We start from the raw sequence: 17,896 nt of genomic DNA, 5'->3' as shown, positions 1-17,896 counted from the left end.
GACCGCCCCGCCCGTCCCGGCCCGCCCGGCGCACGTCCGACGTGCGCCGGGCGGGTCTACAATCGCCGCCGATGCCCCCCCGACCGCCGCTCGGCCTCCTCCCGCCCGTCCTGACCGGGCTGTGCGCCGGCGGCCTGGTCCTCATGGGCCGCCTCCAGGCCCGCGCGGACGAGGCCCGCGAGCACGCGTGCGCGCACGACCGTCCGTCCGCGCACTGGAGCCACGGCTACGACGCCTGGCTGCCGCTCGCGACCCTCGCGCTCGGCGTCGCCGCCGTCGTCCTCGCCACCGTCCTCCTCCTCGGCCGCCGCGGCCCCGCCCGCGCGGCGAGCGCGTTCGCGCTCCCGGTCGCCCTGCTCCTCCTCGTCCCCGCGGGCCTGGCCGCCGACGGCTACTTCCGGTTCCCGGGCGCCGACATCTCGACCGTCGGAACCAGCCCCTGCGGCGTCGGCTGACCCGGCTCGCTCGCACTCGGTCCCGGTGTCGGGTGACAGTGCCGCCCACGCGAAGTTTGCCGGGCGATTTGCGGGAAAATGTCGACCGTCCACAGTGGTGAATAGCGGGACATAATCGGGTCAAATTCAGTGATCATCGCTTTTCCTGAGTGCCGCCCCGGAGGGGAGGAGCGCTTTTTTCCGATGCGGTTTTGCTGGGATGATCTTGGAGAATGCTGGCTCGGGACTTGAGTGTTGCGTCATTTCTTTCCTGGAAGAGTGGGTCTTAGTGCTCCAGCAGGGAGTGCGTCGCTTCGCAAACAGAAGGGAAAGGCATGAATCGCATTGCTCGTGCGGCGGTGATCGGCGGGATCGCGATGGGTGCGCCCATGCTCCTGGCGCCGTCGGCCATGGCGGTGGAGACCACGGCGAAGAAGGACATCACCATCTTCATCGTGGAGAACGCGACCGTCGGCCACAACGGTCCGGTCTACGTCGTCGAGAGCGGCCCTGGTGACCTCTCGTACAGCAACGTCACCGGCTCGCCCAAGGCGTCGCCCAAGGTCGGCAACGAGTCGGTCAAGACCGGCGACATCAAGACGAACCTCAAGGACGGCAAGGGCAACACCGTCGTCAACGAGATCGAGGGCACCGAGCAGGACTCGGTGAAGGGGCAGGCCGAGGAGGCGGGCGCCCACGCCAAGGCCGAGGAGGCCAAGCCGGCGGCCGCGCAGCAGGAGGCCCAGGCCGAGGCCCAGGAGGCCAAGCCGGAGGCCGCGCAGCAGGAGGCCAAGCCCGAGGCGGCGCAGCAGGAGGTCCAGGCTCAGGACGCCAAGCCCGAGGCCATGCAGCACCAGGCCCAGGCCCAGGACGCCAAGCCCGAGGCCGCGCAGCAGGAGGCCGTGCAGAACGAGGCCCTGGTCGAGGAGGCCGGCACCCCCGAGCAGGGTGCCCGCACCGGCGGCCACGGTGACAAGGGTGGCCACGGTGACAAGGGCGGCCACGGTGACAAGGGCGACCACAAGAAGGGTGGCTTCGACAACGTGTTCGCCGCGAAGCACTCGAAGGTGGGCGTGAACGGCCCGACCATCGTCGCCGAGTCCGGCCCGGGCGACCTCTCCTTCAGCAACGTCACCGGCTCGCCGGCGGCGTCGCCGAAGGTCGGGAACGAGTCGGTCAAGACCGGCGACTTCCACACCAGCCTCAAGGGCGGTAAGGGCAACACCGCGGTCAACGAGGTGGAGGGGTCCGAGCAGGACTCCATCAAGTAGTCCGCCGCCCCGCCGAACGGTGGCAGATGCTCAACGTGCCGATCACGGCCACCGACCGCAGAAGAGCAGTGCGGGCGACCGTCCCAGCCGGGTCGGCGGGGGATGATCTCGAACGGCCGCTCCGGCCTCGTCCGGAGCGGCCGTTCCCATGCCGCCTCAGTGCCGGACCGGCCCGCCGACCGGGACGGGATCGACATGGCCGGTCGGCGGCAGCGTCCGCGCCAGTTCGAGCCCGACATCGACGAGCGACGACCGCTGCAGGCCCGCGACGTCCCGCAGCGGGGTCCAGACCGGCTCGTCGGTGTCCCCGTTCGGCTCGGGCCGGAGCCGTCCGCCGGTGACGCGGACCTGGTAGAAGACGCCGACGTTCTGGTGCTCGGGCCCGCCCGGAACGGCACGCTCCGCCGCCGGGATCACCCTCGAGTCCACGCCCAGCAGCCGTTCGACCACCACGCTGTACCCGGTCTCCTCGGCGACCTCGCGAACGACCGCGTCGAACGGGTCCTCCGCGTGCTCCACCCCGCCCCCCGGCAGCGTCCACACGGTCGCCCCCTTCGGCGGCACATACCGGACGAGCAGCACCCGCCCGTCCTCGATGCACACGCCATAAGCCCCCAGCCGAAAACTCACCCCGACCCTCCGAACCGTCGCCGCGTTTCCAACGACATCATCCCGCCCAGCGACCCGAGAAGCGGCCACAATCCGCAAAGCCGACCGCCCGGCCCGATGTCGGCCAATATGGGGACCGTGAGCGCTCAACAGCTGCCCCCTGAGGACGTCGCCTCCTTGCTGCGCGACCTGTGCATCGAACTCGGGTTCTGCCTGCCGCCAGAGGACCATGCCGCCCTCTGCGCCTCACCGCCGCCGGACGTCGACGCGTTCACGGAGGCGGTCTTCCGAGCCGAGGGCATGGACGCGGAACCCCACGAAACCCTGTGGCAGCAGGTCCATGAAAGGGTGGCGCGAACCTTCGAAAACAGCGACACCCCCCACCCGTGAGCGCATCGACACACTCCGCAATCGAAAGACCCGGGACCCCGCCCCCCGCGCCGTCCGTTCCGCGATGGCTCCGAGCAGGACGCCAGCGGCAAGCAGCGGCCGAGCGCGTCCCGCGTTACGCGCGCAGAGCGACTCCCGACGGCCGCCCCGAACCGAATCCGGGGCGGCCGTTCGCTGTCCGGCATGCGGCGATGACCGATCGCGATGTGCCGCACCTGATCGACTTCACGGACGACCACGGCAACGGCGTCGTCCACCACGTCCTGGGCGGCCCGCCGACCCGGAACACCCCCGACATGCCCGGTCGGCGGCCGCCTCCGCGCCAACACCGCCGCAGTATCAGTCCTCGAACCCGCCTGCCGCCGCCCAAGCGGCTCGAAACTCTGCCGATGTGATCTCGTGCGCCGTGAATCCGGGTCGTCGGGAAATCTCGGCTACGGTGCCCACCGGGTCATCGCCCAGCCGCGTCGTCTCGCCTTCCACGAACCCGCCCGCGTAATCGAGGACGCCGTCGGGAAAGACCTCGACCTTGCGGTTCTCGTACCCGTCCTCATCGATCTCACAGAACGCGACCACAGGCCCCTCAACCGGAGCACCATTACGCTCAATCCGGATGTACCGCATTTCATCGACCATCGAATCAACGTCCGCGTCGACGACACGTCGCGCACCACCGGCGATCCGCTCCAGCACCGCGGCGACGACCTCTGGCGCAGGGACGCCCGAGGCGGCAGCGTGACGCGCCCCCTCGGATCTCCGGCGCTCCGCTTCCGCGATGTCGTCACGCATCCATTGCGGGACCACCGACCGGGGATACCTCTCGAGATCGACCGCGAGCGCCGACCCGATCGGGACATCGATGGGCGGCCGACCGTCCCGATCGAACCTCGCGTCCACATCGGCGCCACGCTCGATGGTCAGGTACATCGTGAACCAGGTCCCCGCACCCGGTGCGGACATGACGTCTCGCAGTTCCCGCACCGGCCCGGCATCGATACGACCGGGCGAGCCGTCGTACGGGCCCGCCTCCGTCCGAATGTCGATGCGGCGATGAAGCCAGTCTCCCGCGGCCATGTACACCGCATCGATACGGGTCCACCCCGCCGGCGCCCGACCGACGATCCCTTGGCCGATCTCCCGTATCAACTCGTGCCGCCTGATCGACGCGGGGCTCTCGTCGCTGGGCATTCCGATCAGCTCCGTTTCCTGTCGCGATGGCGGTCAGCAGATCTTGGACGCGACGACGCCGCACCGCAACACGTCCGAGCGAGGACGAACGCCGCCTTCGGGGGCTCGCACCGTGGTGCGGGAGCCGGCCCGCGCTGGCCAGTGCGGTCGGTAGACGAACCTTCCTTCGGAGAGGGGGCGCGCAGACACCCCTGGCCAGCGAACGGACGGCCCGTACCCCCTGTCCGGTGCCGTCCGTTCCGTGATTGCTCCGCGCCGCGGCTCGCCGTTGACGCCGATCGACCGGGCGGCAACGATGACCGGCCATGGACTTGCCCCCCAGATGACGTCGAGATGGCGATCAGCATGCCCATGTGGCAATGGCACTACGTTGACGGCACAGTGGACAACGAAGTAGGTACGCGGGCGGAGGAGCCGGACACTGAAAACGTCAGGGCCATAGGACACAGCGTCCGTGAGGCTGGCTGGGACCAAGTCGCACACTGGACGCCGGGAGCCCCCGGGTCTGGGGCCTGGCCGCCCAATGACGAGATCGTCTCCGTGAAGCTGACACGCGGTCAGTGGAGGTGGGTTGCCTCGGTCCTGGATGACTGGTCCCAGGTGGCGAACAGCATCGAGCACTGGGAAGAAGCCAGAGGCCAACGTGCAGTCCGCGACCTGATCAGGTCTCGACTGACTCTCTAGAACGGCTCCACCTCAACCTTTACCAGCACCGTGCTCTTGGGCGGCATTTGCGCCGCCTCCTGCATGGACGCATGACGTTCCGAAGTGCTTATTCGCGCGAACGGCCTCAACCCGGCAAGGGCGGCATCGCGCGAATGAGTACTTCGGCGCGCGGGGGTCCACGCCGCACGCCCCGGGCGGCGTAGCCGCCGGGCCTGCGGCGGCGCGGAGCGGCGCCGCCTCGATCTCAATAGGCGCAATTCGGCAGGCTGCGGACGTCAAACGCCGGAGTAGCCGGAGGCTGCTTGTCAGTCAGTCGGTGCCGGGTTGCCCGTGTTCCCGGTCGATTCGTGCAAGCGTTGCAGTGAGGTCGTCCCCAGTGGCTTCGGTATACATGGCCATGACGGCGCTAGGGATACGACCTCTCTCATTCACGCTGAGCCCTTTTTCTTTCGCCCACGCGCGCAGCCTTCTCCCGTACTCGACATGTGCGATACGGCGGGCATAGGAAAGATCGGTTTCCTGCTCGTCTCGTTCGTAGACGTCAGACATGGTGATCAGCATTGCATGTTCAGCGGGGCGCGCAAGGTTTCGGCTGGGGTTACGGTGCGGAAGCCGGCGTCGTTGCAGGCGGAGGGTGTGCAGCGGAAGAAAAGGCTTGTGAACGCGCTGCCCTTCGTTGCGGTCGGGCTCTGGAGCGCCAACCCCAATGTCGTCGCACATGTCGTGGACGAGGTAGGGGCTGACGCCGCTGGCCCAGCTCGCTACGGCGTTGGCTCGGCGTCCGTATGACCTGCGTCATGCGTGCCCCGGCGACACACGAGAACGGCCCTGGTGGGGGCTTCGGGGCTGGTCAGGGTGGTGCTGGAATCTTCCCCCGGCCGAGGGTGGCGCGTTGCTTGCAGTCGCCAGGGTGAGTGAACAAGAAGACGACTAGACGCCTCTGACCAGCAAACGGGCGGCCCGGGACCCCACCTCCGGCGCCGTCCGTTCCGTGATTGCTCCGCGTCGCCAGCTTGGGATGTCTCATCCTTTGATCAGCAATCACAAGCCAACCCGCTGACCTGCCCTTGCGCTCCCTCAACCCCGTTGGCGACCGCACGCGCCCGTGATCGTCCGCTCCGACGGGCACGCAACGGGCACGCCGTCGGTTGTCCGGGAGCGAACGGGAGTCGGAAGGGGGCGGGCATCTAGACTGGGCTCTCCTCGATCGTGTGGTGATCGGAGTAGTAATGAGAAAAGAACCGGACCCGGCGAAATTGTATCCGGAGGTGGCCGCGCTGGGGGGCTCGCGGCTGCCCTCAACGCCGCTGCGGCCGCTATAGGTCTGTCGCTTGACATGATGACCTCCGAGCGTGATCCGCTACGTCACGCCACAATCAAAAGCGTCCTCTCACATCGCGGCGAACTGTCCGTAAGTGCCTGGCATTTTGAGCGCAGATGGTGGGTCGTTGGCTCGGCGAACAACGGTAATCTGATCAACGGGGTCACTGATGACCTGGATCAACTTCTCGAGGTCATAGAGGGCTGGGCAAAAGGTGCCGGTCTCAATGAGATTGCCAATGGTGTTCCCATTGACATACTCACCGGGCGCGGCGAGGTGCCTGACGGCAATCTCCCTGACGTCATCGCTGCAGAATGGCAGTTTATGCTCAAGGAGTCCCGGCAAATCGACTGGCCTGAGTATCGGGCACTCATCGAGGTCGCCTACGCCGAACCAAAAATACGCAGACTCTATCCCTACACCAGCCACTGGGCACTATGCTTCTCAGCCACCCCGTACCCGTTCACCCGAAGCTTTGTCACCCTGATCGCTTCCCGGGACGGCGGCTACACGGTCCGGAAACGGTTGAACGGCCCAGAACTTGCCCGGGTTGCCACACCTGCGGAGGCGGTCGCTATGGCCGTAGCCCGACTTCCGAAGGATCTTGGGTAAGGCGACCGGTGAGGGGTTGGGGCGAGCAACTCTCAATGCAACCCTGACTAAGCGCGGGTGCTGATCGCGGCGGTTCCGGTCGTGGCGCCTCGGGTGGGCCGGCACCTCTTCGGGTTCTTCGCCTGCCTGTACTTCGCTGGCCTGCGGCCCTCGGAGGCGGTGGACCTCAGGTTGAGGGACTGCGAACTTCCGGCAACCGGATGGGGGCGGCTCCTCCTGGGCGGGTCGAGTCCTGCGGCCGGTAAGCAGTGGACGGACGACGGCCGGTTTCACCAACCGCGGGGCCTCAAGGCTCGGGCCGAGGGGGTGAAGCGTCCGGTTCCGGCCGCGTCTGAGCTGGTGGCCGTCCTGCGGGCGCATGTCGAGCGGTTCGGGACGGCCGAGGACGGTCGGTTGTTCCGCAGTCAGCGGGGCAACCGGCTCGTGTCGGTCAGTTACGAGAACGTCTGGCGGCGGGCTCGGGAACACGTCCTGACACCTGCCCGACTGGCTACGCCGCTGGCTCGGCGTTCGTACGACCTGCGTCATGCGTGCCTGTCGCTCTGGCGGAACAGCGGTTCCGTGAATACCGGCGTACGGCCGCGCATAGTGGAGCATCACGGCACACTCCGGACGGCTCTTCGAGGGGCTCCAGCACTGGTCAGGGCGGGCTTCGGGAGGTAGATGAACCTTCCCCCGGCGAGGGTGCGCGTTGCTTGCACTCGACAGGGTAGAGTGCTAAAAAACGGTTGGCACTCCACTGTGGAGAGTGACAACTTCACAGTCTGGGTCGGGACGATGAGGTCTCGGAGCGGCGGCGGAATGGCAGTCGTCGGCCGGGGTCGTCCGTCGCGGGCGTCGGCTCGATCCGTCTAAGCCACCTTGTTCCGGGAGGACTTGGAGCCTATGGCTGCAAAGATGATCGCGTTCGACGAGGACGCCCGTCGCGGTCTCGAGCGGGGCATGAACCAGCTCGCCGACGCGGTGAAGGTGACGCTCGGCCCCAAGGGCCGCAACGTCGTGCTGGAGAAGAAGTGGGGCGCCCCCACGATCACCAACGACGGTGTGTCGATCGCCAAGGAGATCGAGCTCGAGGACGCCTGGGAGAAGATCGGCGCGGAGCTCGTCAAGGAAGTAGCGAAGAAGACCGACGACGTCGCCGGTGACGGCACCACGACGGCGACCGTGCTGGCCCAGGCGCTCGTGCGCGAGGGTCTGCGCAACGTCGCGGCGGGCGCCAACCCGATGTCGCTGAAGCGGGGCATCGAGGCCGCGGTCGAGCGGGTCAGCGAGGAGCTGTCCAAGCTGGCCAAGGACGTGGAGACCAAGGAGCAGATCGCCTCCACCGCCTCCATTTCCGCCGGCGACCAGCAGATCGGCGAGATGATCGCCGAGGCGATGGACAAGGTCGGCAAGGAAGGCGTCATCACGGTCGAGGAGAGCCAGACCTTCGGTCTGGAGCTCGAGCTGACCGAGGGCATGCGCTTCGACAAGGGCTACATCTCGCACTACTTCGTGACCGACCCCGAGCGGATGGAGGCGGTCCTCGAGGACCCGTACCTCCTGATCGTCCAGGGGAAGGTGTCGGCGAACAAGGACCTGCTGCCGGTCCTCGAGGGCGTCATGCAGTCCGGCAAGCCGCTGCTGATCATCGCCGAGGACGTCGAGGCCGAGGCACTGGCGACGCTGATCGTCAACAAGATCCGCGGCATCTTCAAGTCCGTGGCCGTGAAGGCCCCGGGCTTCGGCGACCGCCGCAAGGCCATGCTGGGCGACATCGCCACCCTGACCGGTGGCCAGGTCATCAGCGAGGACGTGGGCCTCAAGCTCGAGAACACCACGCTCGACATGCTGGGCCGCGCCCGCAAGGTCGTCGTCGCCAAGGACGAGACCACCATCGTGGACGGCGCCGGTGACGCCAACGAGATCGCGGGCCGGGTCAACCAGATCCGCACCGAGATCGACAACACCGACTCCGACTACGACCGCGAGAAGCTCCAGGAGCGCCTGGCCAAGCTCGCGGGCGGTGTCGCCGTCATCAAGGCCGGCGCCGCGACCGAGGTGGAGCTCAAGGAGCGCAAGCACCGCATCGAGGACGCCGTCCGCAACGCCAAGGCCGCGGTCGAGGAGGGCATCGTCCCCGGCGGTGGCGTCGCGCTGCTGCAGGCCGGCACCAAGGCGTTCGACAAGCTCGAGCTGCAGGGCGACGAGGCCACCGGCGCCAACATCGTCAAGCGCGCTCTCGAGGAGCCGCTGAAGCAGATCGCCGTGAACGCCGGCCTCGAGGGCGGCGTCGTGGTGGAGCGGGTCCGCAACCTGACCCCGGGCGAGGGCCTGAACGCCGCCACCGGCGACTACGTCAACATGTTCGACTCCGGGATCCTCGACCCGGCCAAGGTGACCCGGTCCGCGCTGCAGAACGCCTCGTCGATCGCCGCGCTGTTCCTGACCACCGAGGCCGTCATCGCCGAGAAGCCCGAGAAGAACGCGGCCCCGGCGGGCGGCATGCCCGACGCCGGCGGCATGGACTTCTGATCGGGTCCACGTCCGCCCGCACCGGGTGAACGGCGCCAAGGGGGCGGTCCTGCGGGACCGCCCCCTTTCGCGTCCCCGAAAACCAGTGAACCGATCTTCGAACACGTGCGTCCGATCCTCACATTCACCGACGTCGGAAGGATCGGGATGAGCGACGCGCTGCCCAGGCTGCTGGTCGACCCGCCCTGGGAGAGGGACGCCCGCGCGTACCGCGAGGCGACCAAGGCCGCAGAGAAGGCGGTCACGCTCGTCCCGGGACTGGAACCGCCCGCCGACCGGCGCCTCGTGTGGGCGGAGGGCGAGCGGGAGGAATGGCTGCAGTTGTGCGACCGGCAGTCCTATCTCTCCGACAAAGAGAAAGCGATCCTGGAAAGCGAAGGGTGGGAGGGATTCGTCCAGGCGTATAAGGACGGGACGGTCACCTACACCCCGAACCAGTCGTACATGTTCAAGCGGGGGCCCGAGGAACTCGTCCGGCCGCTGCTGGCCGACTGGGGCACCAGCCCCAAGGGCGGCTGGGGCCCCCGGGGCGAGGATCTGAAGGCGCTGCTGGCCCGCTTCGAACTCGACGTCCACCACGTCGTGTTCCCGCACGCGAAGGTCGACCGCGGCCGGGGCTCCTACGCGCTGCTGCCCCTGCTCGACCTGGACACGGCCGTGCTGATGGCGCACTGGTTCTCCCAGGGGTCGGGCCGCCGCCTCGCCGCCGAGTGGCTCGCCCGGCACGGCGCCGACGCGGTGCCGTTCCTGGTGCCGGGCGCGCTGGGCAAGGCGCGCATCCCGCGCGACAAGGCCCGCGCGGCGCTCGCCCACATCGCGTCCCGGCAGGGCGTCCCCGCCGTGGTGGACGCCGCCCGCCCGTACGGCGACCGTGCCGCCGAGGCCGTCGAGGGGTTCCTCACCGAGGACGCCCCGCGGGACGAGCCGTCCGCGAAGCCCGCCAAGCCCGTCAGGCCGCCGAAGGCCAGCTGGCTGGACCGGGACGCGCTGCCCGAGGTCCGGCTGCTGGACGGACGGGTGCTGCCGCCGGAGGCGGTCGAGAACCTCATCGGCGCCCTCACCTTCTCGACCCTCCCGTGGTACGGGGAGCTGCGGACGCACGCCGAGCTCGGCGAGGTCCTGGAGCGGTGCGACCGCGCGTCGCTGGCCGCTTTCGGACGGGCGGTCTTCGAGCGCTGGATCGCCGAGCGCACGCCGTCCCGCAGCGGCTGGGTGCTCGACCAGCTCTGCCTGCTGGCCGACGACGACGCCGTCCGGCGGCTCGGCACCCTGCTGCTCAAGTGGCCGGGAGCGGGCAGCGACAAGCACGCCGTCCAGGTGCTGCGGGCGATCGGCACCGACACCGCGCTGACCCAGCTGCACCGCGTCGCGCAGCGCGCGTCCGCCCCCGGCCGCCGCGAGACGGCCGAGAAGTGCCTGGCCATGGTGGCGAAGGCGCGCGGGCTGTCGGCGGACGAACTCGCCGACCGGCTCGTCCCGGACCTCGGCCTCGACGACGCCGGGACGCTCGTCCTCGACTACGGCCCCCGCCGCTTCACCGTCGGGTTCGACGAGGAGCTGCGGCCGTTCGTGATCGACGAGGCCGGCAAGCACCGCACGGCCCTCCCGAAGCCCGGCGCGAAGGACGACGCCGACCTCGCCCCCGCCGCGTACCGGCGGTTCGCGGCGCTCAAGAAGGACGTGCGCGGCCTCGCCGGCGACCAGATCCGCCGCCTCGAACGCGCGATGGCGACCGGACGCCGGTGGACCGCCGGCGAGTTCGAGCAGTACTTCGTCGAGCATCCGCTGCTGCGGCACATCGCCCGCCGGCTCGTCTGGACGACCGGCGGGACGGCGTTCCGGATCGCCGAGGACCGGACGTTCGCCGACGCCGCCGACGCGCCGGTGCGGCTCCCGGCGGACGCGCGGATCGGCATCGCGCACCCGCTCGACCTCGGCGACGCGGTCGCGGCGTGGGCCGAGCTGTTCGCCGACTACGAGATCGTCCAGCCGTTCCCGCAGCTCGGACGGCACGTGGACGAACTCGCCGGCAGCGAGCGCGACACCGGGCGGCTGGAGCGCTTCGCGGGCGCGACCGTCCCGACCGGCGCGATCCTCGGGCTGCTGCGGAAGGGCTGGGAGCGCGGGCCCGCCGAGGACGGCGGCGTCTTCCACTCGGTCGTCCGCCGCCTCCCCGGGGACGCGCGCGGCCTGGTCGTCGAGCTGACCCCGGGCATCGCGGTCGGCTCCGTCGACGTCTTCCCCGAGCAGACGCTGCGGGAGGTGCGGTTCACCGCGCCGCCGCGCGACACGCTCGACCCCGTCACCGCCTCCGAACTCCTGGCCGACATCGCCGGCCTGGGGTGACGTCCCCTACGTGAAGGAGTACCGGCCGTGTACCGGCTCTTCGACTCCCCGGTGCTGACCGTGGACCAGCCGCGGCGGGCCCCGTCCGCCCGCTCCGAGTACAAGGTGTTCGACGGCAACGGCACGCTGGTGGCGCGCGCCGCCGAGGACGACGTCTCGACGCTCAAGAAGACGTTCCGGGTCATCCTCGGCGACGGCGGCTCCGGCCGCGTCGTCTACGTGGAGACCCCGGACGGGCACCCGCTGCTCACCGTCCAGGCCGGGTTCGACTGGGCGCAGGTGGCGCTGCCGGACGGCGCCCCGGTCGGGATGTTCCGGAGGACGGTGAAACGCCGGCACGCCTTCGACATCCTGGACGCGGCGGAGCGCCCGATCGGCGGGATGGACGCGGGCCCGTGGCAGCGCAAGTTCAGGATCGTCGACGCGAACGGGACGCACGTCGCGCAGATGGACAAGAAATGGAAGGGGTTCGCGACCGAAATGGCGCTCAGCGCGGACAAGTACCGGCTGGAGATCCACCGGCCGTCCGCCGACCCCCTGCGCACCCTGGTCGTCATGTCGCCGATGGCGATCGACCTGATCCTCTACGAGGGCAAGGACTGGCTCCCCGGCTGACCCCCGCACGGAACCGTGGACCGTCCGGGACTTTCCCTGGCGCGCGGCCCTTGGCAGGATCGCCGCTTGGACGGCGCGGGCCGCGCGCCGTCCGCCACGGAAGCGGCCCGCGTCCGCGGGCCGGGAAGGCGGGAGGACGCGTGAGCGAAGTGTTCAGCTCCCCGGTGTTCAGGGTCGAGCAGCCCCGCAGGGGCCCGTTCGCGAAGTCGAAGTACCGGGTCATGGACGGCGACGGGACGACCGTCGCCGTCGCCGACGAGACCGACCGGCGGCGCGGCGAGGCGCTCCGCACCGCCTTCCCCGGCAAGTCGGACCTGGACGCCCGCGCGGTGCTGCTGAGCACGCCCGACGGCGAGCCGGTCCTCGTCGTCGACAAGCAGAAGGGGCGCTCGCTCACCGAGGTGCGCCGCCCCGACGGGGACGTCGTCGGGGCGTTCGCCACCCGCCGCGTCGGCCGCTTCTACGCCGTCCGGGACAAGGACGGGACGGTGGTCGGCGACGTCGAGGTGGACATCCCGCGCAACAACTTCCAGGTCCGCGACAAGGACGGGAAGAAGGTCGCGCACGTCCGCAAGAAGTGGGCGGGGGTCGTCACCCACCTGCTGACGACGGCCGACAAGTACGACGTCGAGATCTTCGACCCGGTGCCGGAGCCGCTGCGCACGATGGCCGCGGTGACCGCGATCGTCATGGACATGAACCTGCACGAGTCGAAGGACATCACCTGACCGCGCGCCTCCGGGCGGCGCGCGGTCAGGGGCGCAGCCGGTAGCCGACGCCGCGGACCGTCTCGATCCGGGCCGTGCCCAGCTTCCGCCGCAGGTACCGGATGTAGACGTCGACGATGTTCGACCCCGGATCGAAGTCGAACCCCCACACCTGGCTGAGGAGCTGCTCGCGGGTGAGCACCTGGTCGGGGTGCCGGCAGAACACCTCGGCCAGGGCGAACTCGCGCGCGGTCAGCTCGACGGTCCGCCCGTCGATGCGGGCCCGCCGGGTCCGCAGGTCGAGGTCGAGGTCCCCGGCGCGCAGCACGGTCGCCTCCGGGATCCGCTCCGTGCGCAGCCGCAGCCGGACGCGCGCGAGCAGCTCCTCGAACGCGAACGGCTTGGCGATGTAGTCGTCCGCGCCGCCCTCCAGGCCCGCGACGGTGTCCGCCACCGTGTCCCGCGCCGTCAGGATGATCACCGGCATCGTGACGCGCTCGCCGCGGAGCCGCCGCAGCACCGTGAAGCCGTCCTGCACCGGCAGGCCCAGATCCAGGATCATCAGGTCGAACTCGCCCGTCCGCGCGTGCTCGTACGCCGACAGCCCGTCCGCCACGACCGACGTCGTGAACCCGTTCGAGCGCAGCCCCTTCTCCAGAAACGACGTGATGCGCCGCTCGTCCTCGGCGATCAGGATCCGGTTCACCGCGTCACCTCCGGCGCCGCCATGACGACCGTGGTGGCGCTCGCGTCGACCACCGGGCGCAGCGGGATGTCGAGGACGAACTGGGCGCCGCCCTCCAGCGGGCTGTGCACGCTCACCGCGCCGCCGTGCGCCTTCGCGATCGACGCGACGATCGCGAGTCCCAGCCCCGACCCCTCCGCCGGCCGCGGCCCCGACCCCGCCCGGACGAACCGCTCGAAGATCCGCTCGCGGTCCTCGGCGGGGACGCCCGGCCCGGTGTCGCGCACCCACAGCAGCACCGACCCGTCCCGCACCGCCGACCCCACCTCGACCGTGTCGCCGTCGCCGGTGTGCCGCACCGCGTTGGACGCCAGCTGCATCAGCGCCTGCGTCAGCCGCTGCGCGTCGCCGAGCACCCGCACCTCCGCGACCGCGCCGACGCGCCACCGCCGGTCGCCGAGCCCCCGCGACTTCGCGACGACGTCCACCGTCAGGTCGGCGAGGTCGATCTCGCCGAGGTCCAGGAAGTCCGGACGGTCCGCCTTCGCGAGCATGATGAGGTCGTTGACCATCCGGTTCATCCGGTCGAGCTCCTCCATCAGCAGCGCCCGCGTCTCCTCGCGCTCGTCCGGGTCGTCGCCCATCAGCTCCAGGTGCCCCCGGATGACGGTGATGGGCGTGCGGAGCTCGTGGCCCGCGTCGTCCAGGAACCGCCGCTGCGCCGCGAACGCCGACTCCAGCCGGTCCAGCATCCGGTTGAACGTCGACGCGAGCGCCGCGACGTCGTCGTTGCCGCGCACCAGCAGCCGCCGCGTCAGGTCCGACTCGCCGATCTGCTCGGCGGTCTGCCGCACCAGCCGGATGGGCGCGAGCACCCGCCCCGCGATGAGCCACCCGACCACGCCCGCCACCGCGAGCGCCCCGAACGCGGTGAACCCGAGCACCCGCGTCGTCTCGTTCACCTCTTCGCGCAGCGCGTCCCGGAACTCGACGACGACGAGCGCCGCCTGCCGCGGATCGTCCGCCATCCGCACCGGCAGCACCGCGTACCGGACGTCGCCCGCGCTCGACTCCGCCCACCCGTACGTCGGCTGCTTCGCCCGCGCCGCCTTCGCGACGAACGCCGGGTCCAGGTCGAGCCGCGCCAGCGGCGCCTGCGCGCTGCGGTTCTCGGTGCGCCCGTCCACCACGGAGAAGAACGTCTCGTAGCCGTCCGGCAGGTTGTGGACGAGGTAGTCCCGCAGCAGCTCGGTGAGGTTCGCCGGCCGCCGCCCCGTGGCGGGGTCGACGCCGTTCTTCATGTAGCTGCGCAGCTTGTTCGCCTCGTGCGTCAGCTCGTTGTTCACCCGGTCGTTCAACCGCGCCGACAGCACCGACCACGTCACCGTCACCGACCCGGCCAGCGCCAGCCCGACCAGCAGCAGCATCCAGCCGACGATCCGCGCCCGCGCGGTCGCCCGAACCTCACCCGTCATCGCGGTCGTCGTCCCCGTTGACTCCGTCGTCCCCATTGGCCCCGTTCGCTCCGTCGTCCCCGTGGGGCCCGTCGTCATCGTCGTCGCTCGGCTGGACCGGCGGCGGCGACACCGCCTGCCCGCCCGGCCCCCCGCCGGGCCCCTCGCCCGGCACCGGCACCGCGCCCCCGCCCGGCGACGTCCCCGAACCCCCGCCGCCCCCGCCGCCGGACGCCCCGGCCGGGCCGGACGGGGCGGGCCCGCCCGTCGTCCCCGGCGACCTGCTGACCTCGATCGTCCCGCCGAGCGACGGCGGCGTGCTCTCCCGCGCCTGGACGACCCCCACCAGCGCCGCGAGGAGCAGCACCCCGCCCACCGCGGCGCCCAGGCACCACCTGCGTACTGAAACCGACATGGTGCCAACCTCGCACGCGGCCGCCGAACCCACGGTTAAGCGCGCATGAAAAGGCTTTCATCCGCCCGAGGCGCCGCCCCGCAGGCCACGCGCTCCATGAACGCTCTTTCATGCAGCTCTCACCCGACTCCCATCGCGGCCGGGGACCGTACTCCATGAACCGGACCGCAATCAGGAGGAACCTGTGGCTGAACACGTCCTGTACGGCCTCGCCGCGAACTTGACCGCGATCACCGTGCTCGCGCACGTGATCTACTTCCGCCGGCACCACCGCAAGGACCTGCGGCTGGCCTACATAGCGGTCAACGTCGGAGTCTTCACGGTGGTTTCGCTGCTGCTGGCCGAACGGGCCGACGTCGCCGTCGGGTTCGGGCTCTTCGCCGTCCTGTCGATCATCCGGCTCCGTTCGGACGCCATCACCCAGGAGGAGGTCGGCTACTACTTCGTCGCCCTCGCCCTCGGCCTGGTCAACGGCATCGCCGCCGTCATCCCGTGGCTGGCCGTCCTGCTCGACGCGGTGCTGCTCGCGATGATGTACGTCGCCGACCACCCCCGCCTCGCGCCCCGCACCCAGCGCCGGGTCGTGACGCTCGACGTCGTCCACGCCGACCCCGCCGCCCTGCACGCCGACCTCGAGCACCGCCTCGGCGGAACCGTCCTGTCCTGCACCGTGACCGAGGTCGACTACGTGCGCGACGTCTCGATCGTCGACGTCCGGTACCGGCGGGCGGAGCAGAAGCCGCGCCCCGCCGACGTCGCCACCCCGTACCCGACGCGTCCCGCGTGGTCCGTCCGAGGCGAAGCGCGATGACCGTCCTCACCGACCTGGCCGTCGACGGGACCGCCGCGGTCGCGCGCCTCACCGGGGCGCTGCCGTCCATGTCCCTCGCCCAGGTCCTCGACCGCGCCGAACTCCAGACCCGCGTCGACCGCAAGTACCTGGTGCCCGCCGAGCTGTGCGCCGCGATGCTCCCGCGCCTCGACGGCGAGTACGCGGCCCTCGAGATCGACGGGCGCCGCGCCTTCCGCTACTCCTCCACCTACTTCGACACCCCGAACCTCCTCACGTTCCGCCAGCACCGGCAGGGCCGCCGGCAGCGCTACAAGATGCGGACCCGCACCTACATGGACAGCGGCGAGTGCATGTTCGAGGTGAAGCTGTCGGGGGCCCGCAACGCCACCGACAAGCGCCGCATGCCCTACGACGCCGCCCGCCGCGCGACCCTCGACGGCACCGCGCGCGCCTTCCTGCAGGACGTCCTGCTGTCGGCGTACCGGACGAACCCGCCCCGGGCCGTCGTCACCAGCGCGACGACCGACTACCTGCGCTCGACGCTCGTCCAGCTGTCCGGTCCGGGACGCGTGACCTTCGACACCGCCCTCACGTGCGCCGACGGCGCCGGCACCACGATGGCCGCCGATCCGGGCGTCGTCCTCATCGAGTCGAAGTCCGCGGGCGGCGAGGCCCCGGTGGACCGGATCCTGCGTGACCAGGGCGTCCGTCCGGTGAGGATCAGCAAGTACTGCGTGGCCGTGGCCGTCCTCTACCCGGGCGTCCCGGCGAACCCGTGGCGGCCCGCGATACGGGCCTATTTCGGTGCCGCGCACCCCCTTTGGAACAGGCCGTGGCGGGGTAGATAAGGCGACGTGCAAGTCGCTCCGAGACGTACCGGCGAGTGGTGGATCTCGCCCGCGATCCCCGCGGTGGCCGACGTGGTGCTCGCCGCGCTCTGGACGTTCACCGCGTTCGGCGGCTGGGGCGAGCAGGCGTTCTGCGAAGCGGGGGGCGTCCACGACCCCGCGTGCGCGACGAGCTTCCAGAACTCCGTCCTCGCGTCGCTCGCCGTCGTGATCCCTGCGGTCGCCATCACGCTCGCCGCGCTGGCGCTGCCGCGTGTCCGGCGTCACCCGGACCGGCTCGGAATGATGCTGACCGCCGCCGCGTTCCTCTGGGTGGGCGCCGAGGGGATCCTGTTCCTCGGCGGCTACTTGGCCCAGTCCGCCTGACGCCCGTTTTCGGGCATCAGCGCAGGTGAGCGGCCCGCCTCCGGGACTTTTCCGGCACCCGCCGACCGGCCCGGAGAAAAATCCCCGCGCGCTGGTTTGACGTTCCGACCCCGGGGGCATAATGTTCTCTCCGCCCCACAGGGGAGCCAGGACGCCGAGAGGCGGCCGGCCCGAAGGGGAACCACACCCGACCAAGCAGATGCGGCTCCGCCGTGTCCGCCGATCGGTGGTGGGTCGGAAACAGCCGATTTTGACAAACCGGCCGGATCTGATGAAATAGCACCACCGCCCGGAAGGAACCGCGCAAGCGGAACCCGAAAGGCATCGGGAAAAGCCGGAAATTGACAAGCCGGCCGGAACCGATAAAGTAAGAACAGTCGCCCCGGGGCGAGACCAGCGAAAGCCGGTCGAGCACGGTGGGTGTCCGTTTCTTGAGAACTCAACAGCGTGTTAAAAGCCAGTGCCTTTAACGATTCGGCCGGCAGGCCGGATCACCCCCGAGGCCCTGCATCCCCGTCAGGGGATGTGAGGCTGGGGATTTCTTTGAGGCAAGCACCCGAGTGGTGCATTGCCGGGATTGTTTCCAAGGTTTGGCTCTTCGGGTTCGCCCCCGAAGGGTCGGTAAGACCTTAATGGAGAGTTTGATCCTGGCTCAGGACGAA

At 70.1% G+C, this 17,896-nt stretch carries 17 protein-coding genes; 11 read left to right on the top strand and 6 right to left on the bottom strand.

Annotated elements, in window-relative coordinates; all coding sequences use genetic code 11:
* Positions 1-71 precede the first annotated feature (71 nt).
* Both H505_RS0131355 and H505_RS0131350 read left to right on the top strand, forming a co-directional pair.
* Entirely contained in the window at positions 72-455 is a 384-nt protein-coding gene (locus H505_RS0131355) for a hypothetical protein (protein WP_026405129.1), read from the top strand.
* A 314-nt stretch (positions 456-769) separates the two neighbouring features.
* The gene (locus tag H505_RS0131350; RefSeq protein WP_157433205.1) at positions 770-1,705 is read left to right on the top strand and encodes a hypothetical protein; all 936 of its coding nucleotides are present in this window, start codon (positions 770-772) and stop codon (positions 1,703-1,705) included.
* A 156-nt stretch (positions 1,706-1,861) separates the two neighbouring features.
* Here H505_RS0131350 and H505_RS0131345 read toward each other — a convergent pair whose 3' ends face one another.
* Positions 1,862-2,335, bottom strand: coding sequence for an NUDIX hydrolase (locus H505_RS0131345; RefSeq protein WP_026405127.1), 474 nt, complete (start codon positions 2,333-2,335; stop codon positions 1,862-1,864).
* Between the two features lie 117 nt (positions 2,336-2,452).
* Here H505_RS0131345 and H505_RS0131340 point away from each other — a divergent pair, with 117 nt between their 5' ends.
* Entirely contained in the window at positions 2,453-2,704 is a 252-nt protein-coding gene (locus tag H505_RS0131340) for a hypothetical protein (protein WP_157433204.1), read from the top strand.
* A 339-nt stretch (positions 2,705-3,043) separates the two neighbouring features.
* On the opposite strand, the gene H505_RS50280 is transcribed toward H505_RS0131340, so the two are convergent.
* Positions 3,044-3,892: a DUF6881 domain-containing protein gene (locus H505_RS50280; RefSeq protein WP_051301378.1), complete on the bottom strand. Its 849-nt coding sequence runs from the start codon at positions 3,890-3,892 to the stop codon at positions 3,044-3,046.
* A gap of 975 nt (positions 3,893-4,867) precedes the next feature.
* Entirely contained in the window at positions 4,868-5,107 is a 240-nt protein-coding gene (locus H505_RS49420) for an Lsr2 family DNA-binding protein (protein WP_245592673.1), read from the bottom strand.
* Between the two features lie 787 nt (positions 5,108-5,894).
* Between H505_RS49420 and H505_RS50275 the strand changes: the two genes are divergently transcribed.
* The 5 genes from H505_RS50275 to H505_RS0131310 all read left to right on the top strand — a co-directional run bounded on the left by H505_RS50275 (position 5,895) and on the right by H505_RS0131310 (position 12,694).
* Positions 5,895-6,491, top strand: coding sequence for a DUF6193 family natural product biosynthesis protein (locus H505_RS50275; RefSeq protein WP_157433203.1), 597 nt, complete (start codon positions 5,895-5,897; stop codon positions 6,489-6,491).
* 885 nt (positions 6,492-7,376) lie between these two features.
* Positions 7,377-9,005: a chaperonin GroEL gene (groL, locus tag H505_RS0131325; RefSeq protein WP_026405125.1), complete on the top strand. Its 1,629-nt coding sequence runs from the start codon at positions 7,377-7,379 to the stop codon at positions 9,003-9,005.
* A 147-nt stretch (positions 9,006-9,152) separates the two neighbouring features.
* Positions 9,153-11,351, top strand: a complete 2,199-nt coding sequence (locus H505_RS45490; RefSeq protein WP_051301376.1) for a DUF4132 domain-containing protein — start codon at positions 9,153-9,155, stop codon at positions 11,349-11,351.
* A gap of 27 nt (positions 11,352-11,378) precedes the next feature.
* Positions 11,379-11,966 carry an LURP-one-related family protein gene (locus H505_RS45485; protein ID WP_051301375.1) on the top strand — a complete coding sequence of 196 codons (588 nt, stop codon included), beginning with the start codon at positions 11,379-11,381 and terminating at the stop codon, positions 11,964-11,966.
* 140 nt (positions 11,967-12,106) lie between these two features.
* On the top strand, positions 12,107-12,694 hold the full coding sequence (locus H505_RS0131310) for an LURP-one-related family protein (protein WP_026405124.1): 588 nt from the start codon (positions 12,107-12,109) through the stop codon (positions 12,692-12,694).
* A gap of 25 nt (positions 12,695-12,719) precedes the next feature.
* Here the strand turns inward: H505_RS0131310 and H505_RS0131305 are convergent, their stop codons facing one another.
* Genes H505_RS0131305 through H505_RS45475 form a run of 3 tightly spaced genes read right to left on the bottom strand, consistent with a single transcriptional unit; the run spans position 12,720 to position 15,227 of the window.
* Complete coding sequence (locus H505_RS0131305; RefSeq protein WP_026405123.1) at positions 12,720-13,379, bottom strand: response regulator transcription factor; 660 nt, start codon at positions 13,377-13,379, stop codon at positions 12,720-12,722.
* Complete coding sequence (locus H505_RS45480) at positions 13,376-14,833, bottom strand: sensor histidine kinase (protein WP_051301374.1); 1,458 nt, start codon at positions 14,831-14,833, stop codon at positions 13,376-13,378. The genes H505_RS0131305 and H505_RS45480 overlap by 4 nt, the downstream gene beginning before the upstream one ends.
* Positions 14,823-15,227 carry a hypothetical protein gene (locus H505_RS45475; protein ID WP_157433202.1) on the bottom strand — a complete coding sequence of 135 codons (405 nt, stop codon included), beginning with the start codon at positions 15,225-15,227 and terminating at the stop codon, positions 14,823-14,825. Before H505_RS45475 ends, H505_RS45480 begins: the two co-directional genes overlap by 11 nt.
* Before the next feature lie 184 nt (positions 15,228-15,411).
* Between H505_RS45475 and H505_RS0131290 the strand changes: the two genes are divergently transcribed.
* The 3 genes from H505_RS0131290 to H505_RS0131280 are packed head-to-tail and all read left to right on the top strand — an operon-like array spanning position 15,412 to position 17,234.
* Positions 15,412-16,038 carry a DUF4956 domain-containing protein gene (locus H505_RS0131290; protein WP_026405122.1) on the top strand — a complete coding sequence of 209 codons (627 nt, stop codon included), beginning with the start codon at positions 15,412-15,414 and terminating at the stop codon, positions 16,036-16,038.
* Complete coding sequence (locus tag H505_RS45470) at positions 16,035-16,868, top strand: polyphosphate polymerase domain-containing protein (protein WP_051301372.1); 834 nt, start codon at positions 16,035-16,037, stop codon at positions 16,866-16,868. Before H505_RS0131290 ends, H505_RS45470 begins: the two co-directional genes overlap by 4 nt.
* Before the next feature lie 6 nt (positions 16,869-16,874).
* A complete protein-coding gene (locus H505_RS0131280) occupies positions 16,875-17,234 on the top strand; it encodes a hypothetical protein (RefSeq protein ID WP_125621307.1) in 360 nt (119 codons plus the stop codon).
* Positions 17,235-17,896 lie beyond the last annotated feature (662 nt).

Source organism: Actinomadura rifamycini DSM 43936 (genome assembly GCF_000425065.1).
In the GTDB taxonomy this organism is placed as follows: domain Bacteria; phylum Actinomycetota; class Actinomycetes; order Streptosporangiales; family Streptosporangiaceae; genus Spirillospora; species Spirillospora rifamycini.
Note: the sequence above shows the minus strand (reverse complement) of the source record. Positions and strands in the feature narration are given on the sequence as shown.